The following is a 16,447-nucleotide window of genomic DNA, read 5'->3' as shown; positions in this document are numbered from 1 at the left end:
TTATTTATCAGTTAATATTAAACTATCACAAGTATCTTTATATTTTGTTTGAAACCTAAAAATCAACAATCCGCTGATGAGTAAACATATAAAAATCACAAAACTCATAAACAAGACACTATCGGTAAAAAAACTACTGATGATAAAAGAAACCATCGCTCCTACACCCATTTTTAAGCTTCCTACCAAAGCGGATGCCCTGCCTGCTCTTTGGGTAAACGGAAAGAGCGATAACGCTGTTGTATTTGGGTTTTGAAATCCTAGTAAAAACAAAATCGTAAATAGTAAAACCAAGGTGATGTAAAAGTTGTTGAAAGAAAAGGTATTTAACAATAGCAATGCTCCCACTAAAACCAATAACACACTAATCACTTTAGTCACATAAAAAGTAGTATTTCTTTTAAGCACTACCCTATTCATTTGACTTCCCGCAATTAAGCCTGCTGCATTTAACCCAAAGAACCAACCAAATTGGGTTTCGGTAAGATTGAACTCGTCGAGAAATAAAGTAGGGGCAAAAGTAATATAAGAGAATAAAGCACCAATTGTAAATCCGCCTGCGAGCGAAAAAGTCATAAATACTTTATCGGTCATAATTTCGTAATATTTTTTGGTAATTTTGGTAAGTTTGAGTTCAACGGTTTTATCTGGCACAATACTTTCGGGCAAAAAACTCGATACACTGATAAAAATCACAAAACAAAACAGGGCTAACACTACAAAAATAATATGCCATGAGAAATGAGCAATGACCATACTTCCTACAGTGGGTGCAATAATGGGTGCGCCACCCATAATCAGCATTAAAAAAGAAATGGCTCTAGCGACTTCTTCTGGCGGAAAAACATCACGCACAACAGCTCTAGCAGCAACCATTCCAGCGGAAGCCCCCATAGCAAGAAAGAAACGCGAAACAACCAACCACATCAAGTTGGGCGAATAAGCACAACTTAAGGCAGCGAGAAAATAGATAAGCAAACCAATCAATAAGGGTTTTTTACGACCAAATTTATCCATGAGCGGGCCGTAAACCAATTGTCCTAAAGCAATCCCTATAAAATAACTCGTGAGCGACAAGCCTACATCTGCTTTTTTTACGCTAAACTCATCGGCTATATAATCGAAGCCAGGCAGGTACATATCGATAGAAAAAGGCCCAAGGGCAATCATCGTTCCTAAGACGAATAGGACGATTTTTTCTTGTTTTTTAGAAATTTGTGGCATACTGCAAAGGTCTTACAATCTTTGATTTTGTGAGGGTGGAAAAATGAAGTTTAACAAATAATTAATTACTGTTCGCAGGTTTCTTTTTCTTTCTTGGTAAAAAGTCTTTTAAAGAAATTGCCTGTGCGTCGGAAGATATTTTGTTTTTTATAGCTATAAACAACAACTCCTCCTAATGCAGGACCTTGTTCTAAAGATATATTTATATTTTCATTTTTATTCTTAATTCTTTTTTCTTGAGTATCAAAACCAACATAAGAAAAGAACAGGTCAATTTTCTCAGGTACATCTTTTTTTGAAACCTTCAAACTAAAATTACCATCAAAATCGGTTTGAGTGCCAATGGTCGTTCCTTTTAAAACAACATTCACACCAGGTAAAGGCATCGCTTGATCATCCGTAACAGTCCCAGTAAAGGTGATTGAATCTTGAAGTGATTTCTTTTGGGGTAAAACACTTTTCCAAGATTTGTTATCGGTTTGTTCGGTTTTTGGGTTTGAGGTTTGAGCAAAAATCGGTGAAGAAATTCCTAAAAAAGTAAACAGACTTAAAGCAAAACTCCAGCGTGATGAAAGTTGAAAAGCACTCGTATTCGCCTGGTATTCTTTGAGTTGGTTTTGGTAAAAACGACCACAAAGCTGGTCTTTCCCTTTGATGTAATGAAGTAATTCTCTATCAGAAAATTTTGTAAAATCGACTACCGTTTTTTGGCAACTGTCACAAAACCTTCCGTCTTGATTTGGTGTCATCTTTTGCCAAGATTCACTACAAGGTTCTGGTATGTCTATTTTTAATCGCATCTTCTTGAGTTAAATATAGAAAAAATCGTTAGAAAAGTTCTATGTTTATAGCTGTATTATTTTTAGCACCTAAATTGTCTATAAACTTATATTGTGAAAATTTTTAAGGAACTTCTGCCCTATTTATATCATAAATCACGCCTTTCTTTTTATTCCAATAAGCACTTAAAAAAACCACATCCTAAAAAAGAAATTCCTGTCATTGTTTCTTTAACGACTATTCCATCGAGGCTGGAGGTAGTGTACCTGACGATTAAAAGTATCTTAGCACAAAATGCCAAACCAAAAAAAGTTATTTTAAACCTCCATAAAAGTTTAAAAAATTCGATCCCAAAAAATTTAAAGAACTTAGAAGGCGAAGTTTTTGAAATTCATTTATCCGAAATCGATTGTCCGCATTTAAAACTTGTAGAAACTTTAAAACGATTTCCCAAAGAAAACATAGTTACTATTGATGACGATCAGGTCTATCCTGCCAATTTTCTAAAAACTTTGTATCATACACACCTAGAAAACCCTAACGCTATTATTTCTAATATTGCACGGCTCATTAAATTTGATAAAAATGAAGAACCTTTACCTTACCAAAAATGGCCTTATGTTTATGCCCATCAAATAAGCTCTAAATTTTTATTACCGCTTGGTGTTTTTGGGGTTTTGTATCCACCTAATTCCTTAAACGAAGAAGTTTTTAATATCGAACAAATGAATTTACTCGCTCCTAAAGCCGACGATCTGTGGTTTAAAGCTATGGGGCTACTCAATGATGCTCCTGTTGTAATTACAAAAAAAACACTACACCCCATTACTATCTTAAACACTCAAGAGATTACCTTAAAACGTTATAATGTGAGCCAGGATAACAATCGCTTACAATGGAAAAAACTGATGGAAGTTTATCAAATTGCTGTGAAATAATAGCCTCTAAAGCTTAAAGATTTATTTAGATTTTTTATCTTCGCCTACTCAATTCGGGATGTAGCTTAGTCCGGTTAAAGTGCGCGTCTGGGGGGCGCGAGAGCGGAGGTTCGAATCCTCTCATCCCGACAAAGTAAAGCCAATAATCTTTTTGATTATTGGCTTTTTTGTTTTTGAAAGTTGAAAGCCCCAGCCTACATAAGCAAGAAGAACAAAAAGACGTGGTGCCGAAATGGTAACAACCCCTATTAGGATCAGCCCAGCTAATCTCTCTTCCCGACTTTTTTTACAAAATCAAGAGCTTGAGTCTTTCTTTATTTTCTAGAATCACCCATATATTTATCACGAAAAAGACAGCGGTAAGTATTAAACCCTCTGGCTCTAAGACCATATGATGTAAAAGAATACCAACCATAACAGGTAAAATCACCATCGCCCCTAAAAGCCTTGTTCTTGGAATGATAAATAATATTCCGCCCACAATTTCAACTATAGCTACTAAAGGAAACAGCCAAGTGATTTCATTAAAAGCAGAAAATATTTTTATTTGTTCTTCGGTTAATTCCGGCATAGGCATATACATAAAAAACTTGTTGAGACCCGCATTGATAAACATAAGTCCGAAAATGATTCTAACGATAAGTTTTACAACTTTCATGATAAAGTAATTAAAAATTAGCAGTATAAAATTAAGTCATTTCCTTTTAAGTTTTTGTTAAACCCACTTATAAAGCAAGTTTTATTTGTTAACTTAAAGGCTCTAACTTAAAAACAGAAATATTATGGCAGTAGTAAAAGTAATCGAAGTTATGGCAAATTCAACTTCTAGTTGGGAAGACGCCACTAAAAATGCAATAAAAGAAGCTTCAAAAACAGTCAAAAACATAAAGAGTGCTTATGTTAACGAGCAGAGTGTTGTGGTAAACGGAGAAAATGTTGCCGAGTATCGAGTCAATCTAAAAATTTCCTTTGAAGTGAGTTAAATATTAAAAAATCCGCTTAAAGCGGATTTTTGTTTGTCTTATTTCTTGGTAGTATAGGTTATTTTTTTCATCGCATTTTCTTCCATATCAAAATACTCTACCTCAAGGGTTTTTTTATCAAGTATTTTTATGGAGCCATTTATTTTTTCTGAATTGTATAAATAATTACCGCTTGAATTTTCCGAAATAAATGCAATTCGCTTTTCTGAATCTTTATTTACAAGTAAATATCCAGCATCTATTTTTGATAAACGATAAATATCATTATCAGCTATTAAATCAACATCTTTAAAATCAAGAAATGTTAGTGGTTTTTCAGTTGCTGCAATACCTGATACTTGAGTTTCTGTTTTATTTTCCTCTATAGGCACATATGTATGAGTAAAGCCTGAAAGATCTCGCATAGATTCGCGCAAAGCTTCCTGGTATGAATCTTTATACATCTTTTTCTTGCTTTTACCTGATGCTGTCCTATAAATAACATTGTTATAACAGTCTGTAAACTTCATATAAACCTCTCGAGAAAATTTAATAGCCGCTTCTTCATCTTGTAATTCTATTTTTAAAGCAAGACAAGGGTTGAATGCTAATTCATCAGGAAATCTTTCCGTGTCAACCAATACAGTAAAGCCCTCTTTTTCTAACAAGTGCTTTGTAAGTGACGACAATAAGTATTCGTTAGGTTCATCAGCAGTTTTAAACTGCATGGGAACAATAAAATATTTATAGTCATTTAACCTTCTAATATCATTCAATTCTTGTGCTTTAGCGAAAGTTGTGCAAAACAAAATAGCGGTTAAAATGAAAAGTATGTTTTTCATATGCTTTATAATAATAGTGTTTTTAATTCTTTTAATTTTTTAATTTTCAAACCTTCATAAGTTAAACTCTCTTCTGGATCAAAAAGTACCGTTTCTAAACCAGCATTTTGTGCTCCATAAATATCTGCTTCAAGGCTATCTCCTATCATCAAAGATTGAACCGAATTCACTTTTGCTTTTTTCATAGCATATTCAAAAATCTTTGGATTTGGTTTTTTTACTCCGACGTCTTCTGAAGTGGTTACTGTACAAAAATAGTGATCTATATGAGAATTTTGAAGTTTTTTATATTGTACTTTGGTAAAACCGTTGGTAATGATATGCAGCTTATAATATTGTGCTAAAGCGGATAAAATCTCATCTACATCTTCAAGCAAAAAATTATGATCTGGTAAATAGGCAATATAATCTTCCGAAAGTTGATGTATCAAGTTTTCTGGCTGTGAATTCCCTAGTTTTAAAAAAGCCTGATGAAGTCTTGAAAACCTTAAGCTTTCTTTACTTATTTTATCTTCTCGGTAAAGTCGCCAATACTCTAGATTGATAGGTTTGTAAACCTTTAAAAATTCAGAAATATTTACCTCAACTCTATTGATTTCAAATATTTTTCGGAAAGCCAAATCAGAGTTTTTTTCAAAATCCCAAAGGGTATGATCTAAATCAAAAAAAATATCGGTAATCTTATTTTTCATTCAGTTGTATAAAAAGGTTAAGGTATTTTTCATTTTTTAACCAATCACAAAAGTCCGAATTTTTAATAATCATCGAAAAATCGCCATGATGCTTTTTCACTTGTTCCCTAATTTTGAGGAGATTATTTTTTAGTTCATAATAGGTATAGTTTTCTATAGCATTGCTATTAAAAACAATAGGATGCAAAGTAAGTGGTGAAACCCTTTCGTAAGTGATATCATAATAAGAAAACGAAGTGCAAGTTCCTGCCCTAAAACCAATAATTTCTGGAAAGCACATCGAATAATCTTGCGAAATTTCCAATTCGTCTAGGTGGTTATAAAACTGAGGTAAATTGATATCGAAGCTATTACTGCAAATATTTTTAAGAGGTTGATTCACAATGGCCTCAAACCTTCTTTTTTCTTGCCTTAAAACCTCTACTTCTTCTAAGGCATCTTTCCCAGGCAAAAGCCCAACATTACCATAATCATCCATCGATTTGATAAGGTAATGATAAGTCATTTTATTGTGATTCAAGTTTTTATTATACAAAGAATAATTGCTCAACTGAAAAAAACTCATCCACTTAAAGTGGAATTTTTTAGAGAATTCTACCAATTGGTCATAAACATCATACGGATCTCTCTGCAAGAAAACTATCACTTTTATACGTTCTATCACGCTAGGTAAATCAAGACTCAATAAACTTTTAAATATTCCGCCAACAGTTCTGACAATTCCTTTTTTCTTGTATTTATAACCTTCAGCGACAACGAGAATATTATTAACCCTAAATTTTCGCTGAAAATCATGAGTCAGCTCAAACTTTTTTTCTAATAAAGCAACGAACTTTTTTGCCCAAATATTTACGACTGGTTGTTCCAAAAAATCATTTTTGTAAGCTAAACTTTCTTGATAAGGAAAGCTGTTATTGGCATTTTTCACATGTGGTAAATATTCTTCATAGCGACTCAACATATAAAAAGACGCTGAAAAAATATCGAAAGGCAAATCGCTCGCTTCTGAAACCTTAAAAAAGCAAATGGTGTCTTCCCACTCAGCTACCTTCACCTCGATATCGGTATAGCCTTGCTCATGTAATAAACCTGATTCTTGTACAAAAAACTCGTTACCCAAACGCTGCTTTCCATAAGAAAATTTGATGCCTTCATGAGCGATAAAATCTTCAATTTTTGAAGTAATCGTTATCGGATAACCCAAAATTTTGGTACAAACTTGCCGTAAAGTATAGGTGATTCTGGGTGTTATATTTTGGGTATAAATGAGTATCATAAATTTGGGTTACAGCAAATTTTCATCGGCAAAACTAAAGTATGATTTTTCGGTGATAATCAAGTGGTCTAATACTTTTATATCTAAACTTTCACCACCTTTTTGTAGTTTTCGGGTAATTTGTTTGTCTTGTGAACTAGGGTTTAAGTTTCCGGAAGGATGATTATGCACCAAGATAAGTGACACCGACGCGATTTCTAAAGCTTTTTTATATACCAGCCGAACATCAACAATCGTACTGTTAATGCCTCCTTTACTCAGTTGAAATTTTTCGATGATCTGGTTGCTGTTATCCAAGTACAAAATCCAAAATTCTTCGTGTTTGAGTTCTCCCAATTGATAGTTCATTACCTCAAAAACATCTTTGCTCGAAGTAATTTTATTTTTTTTCACGACAGCTTCACTTTTTCTTCTTCTACCCAATTCTAAAGCGGCAACAATGGTGATAGCTTTAGCTTCGCCAATTCCGTTGAACTTCATGAGTTGGTTGACCGACACTTTTCCTAAATCGTTAAGCTTATAATCAGTCGAGGCTAAAATGCGTTTAGAAAGTTCTACGGCACTTTCTGTTTTGTTTCCCGAACCAATAAGTATTGCTATTAATTCGGCATCGCTCACAGCGGTTCTGCCTTTATTAAGAAGTTTCTCGCGAGGCCTATCGTCTTGCGCCCAATTTTTTATGGTAAAAGATTTATTGTCCATTTCTTAAAGATAAGAACAAAAAATTAATCGTACTTTTAGAAATAAATTTTATTCTCATGAAATCACTTTTCGACACTTCTGCTTATCACGAAATACAAGAGCGTTTAGAACAAATTCAGCCCAATAACCCTAAAAAATGGGGTGAAATGAATATCTCGCAAATGTTGCACCATTGTCAGAAGCCTCTAGGGATTGCGCTCGAAAAAGAAACGATTCAAAAGCCTAATTTTTTGATGAGAATGATGTTTAAGCTCGTGAAACCTCAACTCTATAATGACAAACCTTGGAAAGAAGGTCTGCCCACAGCTCCTGAGTTTAAAATTGTGTCTGATAAGGTATTTGGTACCGAAAAAAGCAAACTACAAGGTTTGATTACTGAATTTCATCAACAAAAAGACAAAGAAAATTGGCAAGAACACCCTGTTTTTGGGAAATTTACCAAACAGCAATGGGGACAAATGCAATACAAACACCTCGACCACCATTTCAGACAATTTAGCAACTAGAGTTGTAAAACTTCACTGATACAATCGATATCCAATCCGCCATAATTACCACTGCTCATCAATAATAAGGTTGAGTTTTGGTAATTTTGTTTTTTTAGGAATGCTTCAAATTCTTTTGGATTCGTAAAAACCTGTAATCCTTTATAATCAAAAGCTTTTTCAATATCTTCTTTCTCTAAGTTTTCCAGCTTTTTGATTTTCACCGCTTCTGGCGAATAAAAAACTACGGCTTCATCGGCTGCATCTAAAGCATTTTTATATTCTTTTAGGAATTCTGTATTAAGACTACTATAGGTATGTAATTCTAAACAAGCTAGCAATTTTCTATCTGAAAACTGCTCTTTTACTGCTTGCGTAGTAGCCTTCACCTTACTCGGACTATGAGCAAAATCTTTATAAATAGTCGTCGCATTATTCTGAAAAACTTTTTCTAATCGTTTAGAAGCACCTTTAAAACTAGCTATTGCTTCATAAAATTCATCTTCGTCGATGCCCATATGCTGGCATACCCATTTAGCTCCAGCGAGATTACTCAAATTGTGTTTTCCAAAAATATCGACCGGCATATCGCCTTCTGGGGTAACCAAAAAAGTCGTTCCGTCTTCCACAAAATATTCAGGCGTCACGTAAGGATGTTTTCTGGTAGGTTTGGTGGCGTTTTCGGCAATTTCTTTTACTACTTCATCTTCTTCGTTATACACCAAAATACTGCCGTTAACCATTGTATCTACAAAAACCTCGAACTGCTCTTTGTAATTTTCGACCGTCGGGAAAACATTGATGTGGTCCCAAGCAATGCCACTCAACAAAGCAATATTAGCTTGGTACAAATGAAATTTTGGCCTTCTATCGATTGGTGAAGACAAGTACTCATCACCTTCCAACAACATAAAATCGTTTTCTTCTGTCAAATGTACCATCGTGTCAAAACCTTCTAATTGTGCTCCTACCATAAAATCGACTTCTTTATCATGGTAATGCAACACATGCAAAATCATAGAGGTGATCGAGGTTTTTCCGTGTGAACCACCAATAACTACACGGGTTTTATTTTTACTTTGTTCGTATAAAAATTCAGGGTAAGAATAGATTTTTAAACCTAATTCTTCTGCTTGTAGCAATTCAGGATTATCCTTTTTAGCGTGCATTCCGAGGATAACCGCATCGATATCTGAAGTGATTTTTTCTGGAAACCAGCCCATTTCGTCTGGAAGGATTCCCACTTTAGCCAACCTTGATTTTGAGGGTTCAAAAATAGCATCGTCACTTCCGGTTACTTGATATCCTTTTTGATGTAAAGCCAGGGCAAGATTGTGCATCGCACTTCCGCCAATAGCGATAAAATGTACACGCATGGAGTCGTTTTTGAATTATTCCGTAAAGATATTAAAACAGTAGAAAAAATGTATATTTATACAAAATCTGTTTTTCTATGCTTAAAAATCACCTTTTTCTATTCGTATTTCTTTTTACAATTAGTTTTAGTTTCGGGCAAAAAAAATTTGACAAATGGTGGACAGAGGTAGAAAATCTTGAATTGGAAGGCAAACCTATGTCGGCTTACGAAGCTGCTCAAAAGATTTTAAAAAAAGCCGATAGAAAAGAAAATAGTCAACAGTTTTTAAAAGCATTTTTATATGTTTCCAAATATAAGTTGATTTTAAAAGACAACAGTCATCAAGAAGTTTATGAAGATTTTGTAAAGGAAATTGAACAACAAATCACTCCTAACAAACAGATTTTAAGTTCTTTTCTGGCCGAAAGTTTAAAAGATTATTACAACCAAAATAGCTATAAAATAAGAAGGAGAACTCAAACCGACAGCCCATCAAACCAATTTGAAAGTTGGTCTGAAGATGATTTTAAAGAGAGAATTATTAATTACTATAACTTATCTCTTTCAAAAAAAGAACAACTTATAAAAGTACCTCTCACACAGTACACTCCTATTTTAAAATATGGCGACAATTACAATAAATACCAAAGCTCATTATATGATATATTGGCCGACAGAAAAATTGAGTTCCTAAAGAGCTCTTATTACTATTTTTCAAAAACTAAACTTGATTTAGAACCTCATTTATACTTTTCTAACCCTACAGAGTTTTCTCAAATAAATTTTGAAACTTCAAAAACATACTACTCTAATTTGGAGATTTTGAGAGAATATCAAAACCTTACAAAACTACATCTTCAAAAAAATGATTTAACTTCAGTTTTATGGGTTACACTAAACAGACTTGATTATTTAAAAAACAAACAAGATGTTAAAAATAAAGATAGTTTATACTTAAACGCGCTAAAAAACTTAAACAAATACTTTGCTGATAAAGAGGATGTTGCACTCATCAACCTCAAATTTGCTCAGTTTTATTATTCAAATGCTAATAAAAATGAAAATTTAGATTTTCATTTAAAAAGTATTGATTACTGCAATAAAATTATAATTGAATCTGAAAACATCAACACAAAAAACGAGGCAGTAAAAATCAAAAATGCTATTTTAAGTCCAAACCTAAGTATAAAAACCAAAGAAATCTTATTTGCTAACCAAGAAAACTTGGCATTAGTTAATTTTAAAAACACAGATACATTACATCTCACTGTCTATAAAATAGCTTCTAAAACACCTACAAATAGTAGTACAGAAATTGACTCTGTTTTAAAGAAACTTCATAAAACTGCTAAAATATTTTTAAGGTCTTCTTTAGCATTACCTAAAATTGAAAATCATTATAATTATTATACCGAAGTTCTAATACCCAGTTTACCTACCGGAAATTATATTTTATGCTTTAGTAATGAACGAAATTTAGATTTTGAAAGATCATTCTATAAATTTTTTCCTGTACAAGTTTCTAATCTTAACCTTACTACGTTTGATTTTGATAACGATCAACAATTATATGTCACTCACAGAAAAGCTGGAGTTCCTATTTCTGATGTAAAAATTATAAGAAACAATCAGAAGTTAGCAGTCACAGACAGAAATGGGTTACAAACATTAAAAGGAAGAAACGAATATTATACAGAAAAAATCTTACTTACTTATTTAGGAGACACTTTAAAAACAAGTGTTAGGTTTAATAAAAAATATAATTATAGTAATGATGATTATCCAGAAATCAGTTTTAATATTTTTACTGACAGAAGTATTTATAGACCTGGTCAAGAAGTTTATTTTAAAGCTATTGCTGGATTCCAAAACAATAAAATCAGAAAAGTTGTACCAAGGTTAAAATTACTAATCAGCCTATATGATGAACATTATGATTTGATAGACTCTCTAAAAATAGCTACTAATGATTTTGGCTCTGTTGATGGAAAATTTAAATTACCCTCTTCTATTGTTACAGGAGATATAGATATAGAAGTAGAGATAGATGAAGATTATTATGATGAGACTGAAAGCGAAATCATCGACAACTTGACGATAGATGATATTGATTATGATAGTAAAGAAGTTCGCATAAAAGTAGAAGAATACAAAAGACCTAAATTTGAAGTTGCTCTCAAAGCTTTAGATTCAAGTTATGTACTCAATCAAAAAATAAAAGTTGACGGAAATGCCAAAGCTTTTTTTGGCGGAGATATTTCTCATGCAAAAGTTACCTATACCATAGATCGTAGCTTCAATCATAATTACGAGTACAACAGAAGTTCTTCTTACATTTACATACCATCAAAAAGAATTCTCTCTGGTGAGACAAAAACAGGTGATAAAGGTAAGTTTACGGTCAACTTCATCGCTCATCCTGATAGCTTAGTAACAAAAACATTCAAACCCATTTTCAATTATGAAGTAACTGTAAACGTTACCGATATTAATGGTGAAACACGTTCTACAAGCAAAACATATAGGATAGGATACAATGCAACAGAAGTAAGTATTTTTACTCCCACAGAAATCACCTTAGAAAAAGAATCAAAATTTATTATTTCTGCTACAGATTTAAACAACCTTAAAAGTAAAGCTCAAGGCGAAATTAAAATTTTTAGACAAAAAACTCCAACTAGAATTCTTGCAAATCGAGATTGGAATGCCCCAGAAATTCAGCAAATACCAAAAGAAAAGTTTGTTAGTCTTTTTCCTAATACACCTTATGACAAAAACGATGAAAAAGAAAACTGGAAAGAAGAACTTATCAAAACTATTCCTGTAAATATTGATTCTATTGCAAAGGTAGAACTATATACATACAACGATATTTTAACTTCAGGCGATTACAAATTTGTATTTGAAGGAAAAGGCAAATTAGGCTTTCCTATAGAAAGTGAAAAAAACATAAAAATCACTAACCCTAAAGACGATTATCAGCTCAGAGACCTTAATTTCTTAACAATAAAAGAAGCTCATAATAAAAGTAGCAATAATGTTGAACTCAACTTATATACACCTATAGATTCTTTAGCTGTTTTATTAAATGTTGCTTTTGATCAAAAACTACAAAAACAAGAATCAATTATTCTTAAAAAAGGAGAAAATAAGCACTTTGTTAAAGTTCCTAAAGGAATTGAGTTAGTAGAATTAGAATTTATATACCATAAAAATCTACACTTCAATTCCGAAAAACGAACAATTAAAACACAAAACAAGCAAAGTAAAGATAACTTTAGAGCATTCAATTTTCATGTGCTTCATTTTAGTAATAAATTAGAACCCAGAAAGGACGAAACTTGGCAATTACAACTTTTAGACAAAAACAACCAGCCCGTAAGTGCAGAAGTATTGGTAAGTATGTATGATGCTTCGTTAGACGAATTTAGAACCCATAATTGGAACGAAAAATTATACAGAGATAATTCGTATAATTATTACAGTTCTTACCTCCCTAGTTTTTCACAGAAAAATGATAGAACCACGCACTTTCATGAAAAAAACCCTTATCGATATTGGTATTCTGAAAAAAATTATTCGTTTACAGAATTTTTAAATTTCGGATATGATTTTACCAGTGCAATTCAAGAGAATAAAAATTATATTGAAAAGTTAATCCCAAAAAACAAGAATACACCAAAAGGTTATGTTTCTGGAGTTGTTACAGACGATCAAGGTATACCTTTGCCAGGTGTTGACATTATCGTAAAAGGAACTACAATTGGAGTACAAACCGATTTTGATGGTTATTTTATATTAAAAGCCGATAAAGGAAGCGAGTTGGTTTTTAGTTATGTTGGCTTTGAAACTAAAGAAGCTAAGATTACTTCACAAGGGGAGTACAATATTTTATTAGATGCAGGAAATGAACTTGATGAGGTAGTTGTTACGGCTTACGGTACAACCGAAAGAGACAAGTTAACCTCTGCCGTATCAGTAGTTACAGGAGAAGAATTAACAGAAATGTCTCCTACTACTTCAGTAGACAAATTACTTCAGGGTAAAGCTGCTGGTGTATACATTACTGCTGCAAACGGACAACCTGGTCAAACAGCCTATGTGAAAATTAGAGGAGTAGGTTCAATAAATAAAAGTAGCTCACCTCTGTATGTTATTGATGGAGTAATTGTAGAAAATATGGCAAACATCAACGTCCATGATATTCAGAATATTTCTATACTCAAAGATGCTGCTACAACCTCATTGTATGGTAGTCGAGCAGCAAATGGTGTTGTTGTCATCACCACAAAAAATGTTGCAGAAGAAGAACTCGCCCAAGTACAAACCCGTACAAATTTACAAGAAACGGCTTTCTTTTTTCCACAGTTACGGACTAATGAAAAAGGAGAAGTGAGCTTTGAGTTTACCAGCCCAGAAGCCTTAACGAGGTGGAAATTTCAGGCTTTTGCTCACGACAAAAATCTTTACCAAGCCAAAATAGATTTAGAAACCGTCACACAAAAAGACCTTAACATTATTCCTAATTTCCCAAGGTTTTTTAGAAGTAAAGACAAAATTGTAATTTCTGCCAAAGTCAACAATTTGTCTAAAAACACCCTTAACGGAATCATTCAATTAGAGTTTACCGACGAGATTACACAAGAGAAAGTTCAATTGGTGACCGATACCAATCCCATCAAAAACTTTTCGATAGCCGCAAAAGGAAATAGCGAAGTGAGTTGGATGCTAAACATCCCAGAAAATCTTTCTGCTGTTCGTTACAGAATTGTCGCTAAAGCGGATAAATTTTCTGACGGTGAAGAAAGTATTATTCCAGTGTTGAACAATCGTATTTTTGTGACCGAAACTTTGCCAGTTTGGGTAAATCCACAGGAAGAAAAAACATTCACTTTCGAAAATTTAAAAAATAATAACTCAACAAGTTTAGAAAATCACCAACTTATTTTTGAGTTTACTTCCAACCCAGTTTGGGCGGCTCTGCAATCGCTTCCCTACCTTATCGAATTTCCGCATGAATGCTCAGAACAGACTTTTGCTAGATTTTATAGTAATCATTTGGCTGGTTTGATGGTAAAAAACAATCCGGAAATCAAAGAAACACTTGAAAATTGGAAAGATGAGAAGATACAACTATCAGATTTATATAAAAATGAAGAATTAAAAAACATCGCTTTAGAAGAAACACCTTGGTTAAAATCGGCAGAAAGTAAAGAAAAGCAGCAAAAAAGATTAGCACAATTATTAAGTCTAGAAGAATCTGAAAAAAGAACAAGAAACACTTTACTTCAACTGAAACAAATGCAATTATCTTCAGGTGCATTTACTTGGTTTTCGGGGGGAAGAGAAAACCGCAATATTTCGATTTATATTTTACAAGGCTTAGGAAGATTACAACAAATCGACAATTCGCTTAGAGAAAGTGAGCATTTTCAAGAAATCATAGAAGACTTGATTAAATATCTAGACAAAATATTTATCCCTTCTGAAATGCCTGATGAAGGTGACGTTTTATCCTATCATACACTTCCTTATTTATATGCTAGAGGTTTATTTGAGTCCGAAAATAACTTTCAAAACTATACAGAATTTATTTTAGAAAGTTTAAAGAATAAATGGGTAACGCTTTCGATAGACCAACAACTTACCTTAGCACTCATCGCCAATCGTTATGATAAAAAAGATTTTGCTCGTAAGATTTTAATTTCCCTAAAAGAAAATGCGGTCATCAATTCTGATTACGGAATGTATTGGAAAGAAGTTACCGAAAATCGTGGTTGGTTTGACCATTCTATTTCCACACAAGTGAAAGCGATTGAGGCATTTCACCAAATAGATAAAGATGAAAAAACGGTAACAAGCTTAAAAACCTGGTTGTTGAGAAACAAAAAAATCAATGCTTGGGATTCTACCAAATCTACTACCGAAGCAATTTATGCTTTATTACTGCAAGGTGAAAAATCATATCTCGACGAGCCAACTACCAAAATAAAAATAGGTGATAAAAAACTGGAAAATGAAACGAAAATTGCCAAAACAGGTTATCTAAAAGTTGCTTATGCTAAAGAAGAAATAAGCTCAGAAAAAGCAATCATCGAAATTGAAAATAAAAACGATTATCCTCAATACGGAGGAATGTACTGGCAATATTTTGAAGAATCTGATGCAGTAAAAGCCAATAATCAAGAAACGCTCTCGATACAAAAACAATACTTCAAAAAAGAAGAAACCAACGAAGAATCTAAACTGGTTTTATTAGAAAAAACAAAACTACAACTTGGCGATGTGATTACGGTAAGGCTCATTATTTCTGCAAAAGAAGATTTTAGTTTTATGCACTTAAAAGATATGAGAGCTGCCAGCTTAGAACCTGTAGATGTACTTTCTACTTATAAATGGCAAGATGGTTTAGGCTACTATCAAAGTACCAAAGACGTGGCAACCCACTTCTTTTTTGACCACATAAAAAAAGGGACTTATGTTTTTGAATACGATCTCTTGGTAAACAATCTCGGTGATTTTTCTAATGGAATAACAACGCTACAAAATATGTATGCTCCAGAATATAAGGTACAAACCAAAGGTTCTCGTTTGTCTGTCGAGAAATAATTTTATTTCTCTGGCGGAAAATTTTCCAGCGCTTCGGCGATCATTTCATTAAAGATTTCTGTACGTTCTTCTGGAGTGGTTTCTCTTGGTAAGTTATCTTCGACAACCGCTTGCCAAAAAAGTTCGTTATTTACACTATTGGCAAAATCAATAGTGATTTCCAGAATGGTTTGTTGACTGTTGATCGGGATTCCGCCAGAAACGCCACCACCAAAGCCTCCACTTCCGCCACCAATTCCTATTCCGACAGAAGTATTGTTATTTCTTTCTTGAAAAACATCGGTGGTTATATTGATTTTAAAATCGGCACTTTCAGATGGAGTTAATCCTTTTGATATGAGTTGAGAGGTTAACGCGTTAAAAAGTCTTTCTTGGTCTAATTCGTTTAATCCCGTTTGTTGATTATCGTAAAAGGAAAAGGTTTTGCATTGGGCAAAATTCATACTTTCATCATAATCGTAAAATGCTTTTGGACCACCGCAAGCGGCTATAAACAAACAAGAGAATAATAAAAAAACTATAGGTTTCATCGCTTTAATTTTTTTGAATGAATTAAAGATATGAAAAGAAAATCGGGAAA

13 protein-coding genes and 1 tRNA gene are annotated in these 16,447 nt (G+C 33.1%); 5 read left to right on the top strand and 9 right to left on the bottom strand.

From position 1 onward, the window contains the following. A complete protein-coding gene (locus tag DNG35_RS10185) occupies nucleotides 1–1,224 on the bottom strand; it encodes a multidrug effflux MFS transporter (protein WP_111128773.1) in 1,224 nt (407 codons plus the stop codon). A gap of 65 nt (nucleotides 1,225–1,289) precedes the next feature. Next, a complete protein-coding gene (locus tag DNG35_RS10180) occupies nucleotides 1,290–2,024 on the bottom strand; it encodes a carboxypeptidase-like regulatory domain-containing protein (RefSeq protein WP_111128770.1) in 735 nt (244 codons plus the stop codon). A 93-nt stretch (nucleotides 2,025–2,117) separates the two neighbouring features. Between DNG35_RS10180 and DNG35_RS10175 the strand changes: the two genes are divergently transcribed. After that, nucleotides 2,118–2,942, top strand: a complete 825-nt coding sequence (locus tag DNG35_RS10175) for a glycosyl transferase (protein ID WP_111128768.1) — start codon at nucleotides 2,118–2,120, stop codon at nucleotides 2,940–2,942. A gap of 54 nt (nucleotides 2,943–2,996) precedes the next feature. After that, nucleotides 2,997–3,071: transfer RNA gene (locus DNG35_RS10170), tRNA-Pro, on the top strand. 157 nt (nucleotides 3,072–3,228) lie between these two features. Here the strand turns inward: DNG35_RS10170 and DNG35_RS10165 are convergent. Then, nucleotides 3,229–3,600 (bottom strand): DoxX family membrane protein, encoded by a 372-nt coding sequence (locus DNG35_RS10165; RefSeq protein ID WP_111128766.1) that lies wholly within the window; start codon nucleotides 3,598–3,600, stop codon nucleotides 3,229–3,231. A gap of 124 nt (nucleotides 3,601–3,724) precedes the next feature. Between DNG35_RS10165 and DNG35_RS10160 the strand changes: the two genes are divergently transcribed. After that, nucleotides 3,725–3,925 (top strand): dodecin family protein, encoded by a 201-nt coding sequence (locus tag DNG35_RS10160; RefSeq protein ID WP_111128764.1) that lies wholly within the window; start codon nucleotides 3,725–3,727, stop codon nucleotides 3,923–3,925. Nucleotides 3,926–3,963: 38 nt separating this feature from the next. On the opposite strand, the gene DNG35_RS10155 is transcribed toward DNG35_RS10160, so the two are convergent. Genes DNG35_RS10155 through radC form a run of 4 tightly spaced genes read right to left on the bottom strand, consistent with a single transcriptional unit; the run spans nucleotide 3,964 to nucleotide 7,416 of the window. After that, nucleotides 3,964–4,746 carry a hypothetical protein gene (locus tag DNG35_RS10155; protein ID WP_111128762.1) on the bottom strand — a complete coding sequence of 261 codons (783 nt, stop codon included), beginning with the start codon at nucleotides 4,744–4,746 and terminating at the stop codon, nucleotides 3,964–3,966. A 5-nt stretch (nucleotides 4,747–4,751) separates the two neighbouring features. Further along, entirely contained in the window at nucleotides 4,752–5,438 is a 687-nt protein-coding gene (locus DNG35_RS10150) for a YjjG family noncanonical pyrimidine nucleotidase (RefSeq protein WP_111128760.1), read from the bottom strand. Continuing rightward, a complete protein-coding gene (locus tag DNG35_RS10145) occupies nucleotides 5,428–6,714 on the bottom strand; it encodes a hypothetical protein (protein WP_111128758.1) in 1,287 nt (428 codons plus the stop codon). The genes DNG35_RS10150 and DNG35_RS10145 overlap by 11 nt, the downstream gene beginning before the upstream one ends. Nucleotides 6,715–6,723: 9 nt before the next feature. Then, a complete protein-coding gene (gene radC, locus DNG35_RS10140; protein ID WP_111128756.1) occupies nucleotides 6,724–7,416 on the bottom strand; it encodes a DNA repair protein RadC in 693 nt (230 codons plus the stop codon). A 56-nt stretch (nucleotides 7,417–7,472) separates the two neighbouring features. On the opposite strand from radC, the gene DNG35_RS10135 reads away from it, so the two are divergent. Beyond that, on the top strand, nucleotides 7,473–7,922 hold the full coding sequence (locus DNG35_RS10135) for a DUF1569 domain-containing protein (protein WP_111128754.1): 450 nt from the start codon (nucleotides 7,473–7,475) through the stop codon (nucleotides 7,920–7,922). On the opposite strand, the gene murC is transcribed toward DNG35_RS10135, so the two are convergent. Then, nucleotides 7,919–9,277, bottom strand: a complete 1,359-nt coding sequence (gene murC, locus DNG35_RS10130; protein WP_111128752.1) for a UDP-N-acetylmuramate--L-alanine ligase — start codon at nucleotides 9,275–9,277, stop codon at nucleotides 7,919–7,921. The genes DNG35_RS10135 and murC overlap by 4 nt on opposite strands. Nucleotides 9,278–9,354: 77 nt before the next feature. Between murC and DNG35_RS10125 the strand changes: the two genes are divergently transcribed. Next, entirely contained in the window at nucleotides 9,355–15,867 is a 6,513-nt protein-coding gene (locus tag DNG35_RS10125; RefSeq protein WP_111128750.1) for a TonB-dependent receptor plug domain-containing protein, read from the top strand. 2 nt (nucleotides 15,868–15,869) lie between these two features. Here DNG35_RS10125 and DNG35_RS10120 read toward each other — a convergent pair whose 3' ends face one another. Next, the gene (locus DNG35_RS10120; RefSeq protein ID WP_111128747.1) at nucleotides 15,870–16,397 is read right to left on the bottom strand and encodes a DUF4136 domain-containing protein; all 528 of its coding nucleotides are present in this window, start codon (nucleotides 16,395–16,397) and stop codon (nucleotides 15,870–15,872) included. Between the last annotated feature and the right edge of the window lie 50 nt (nucleotides 16,398–16,447).

The sequence above is a fragment of the Mesonia sp. K7 genome, from assembly GCF_003233725.1.
Lineage (GTDB): Bacteria > Bacteroidota > Bacteroidia > Flavobacteriales > Flavobacteriaceae > Mesonia.
This window is presented reverse-complemented; position numbering and strand designations above follow the sequence as displayed.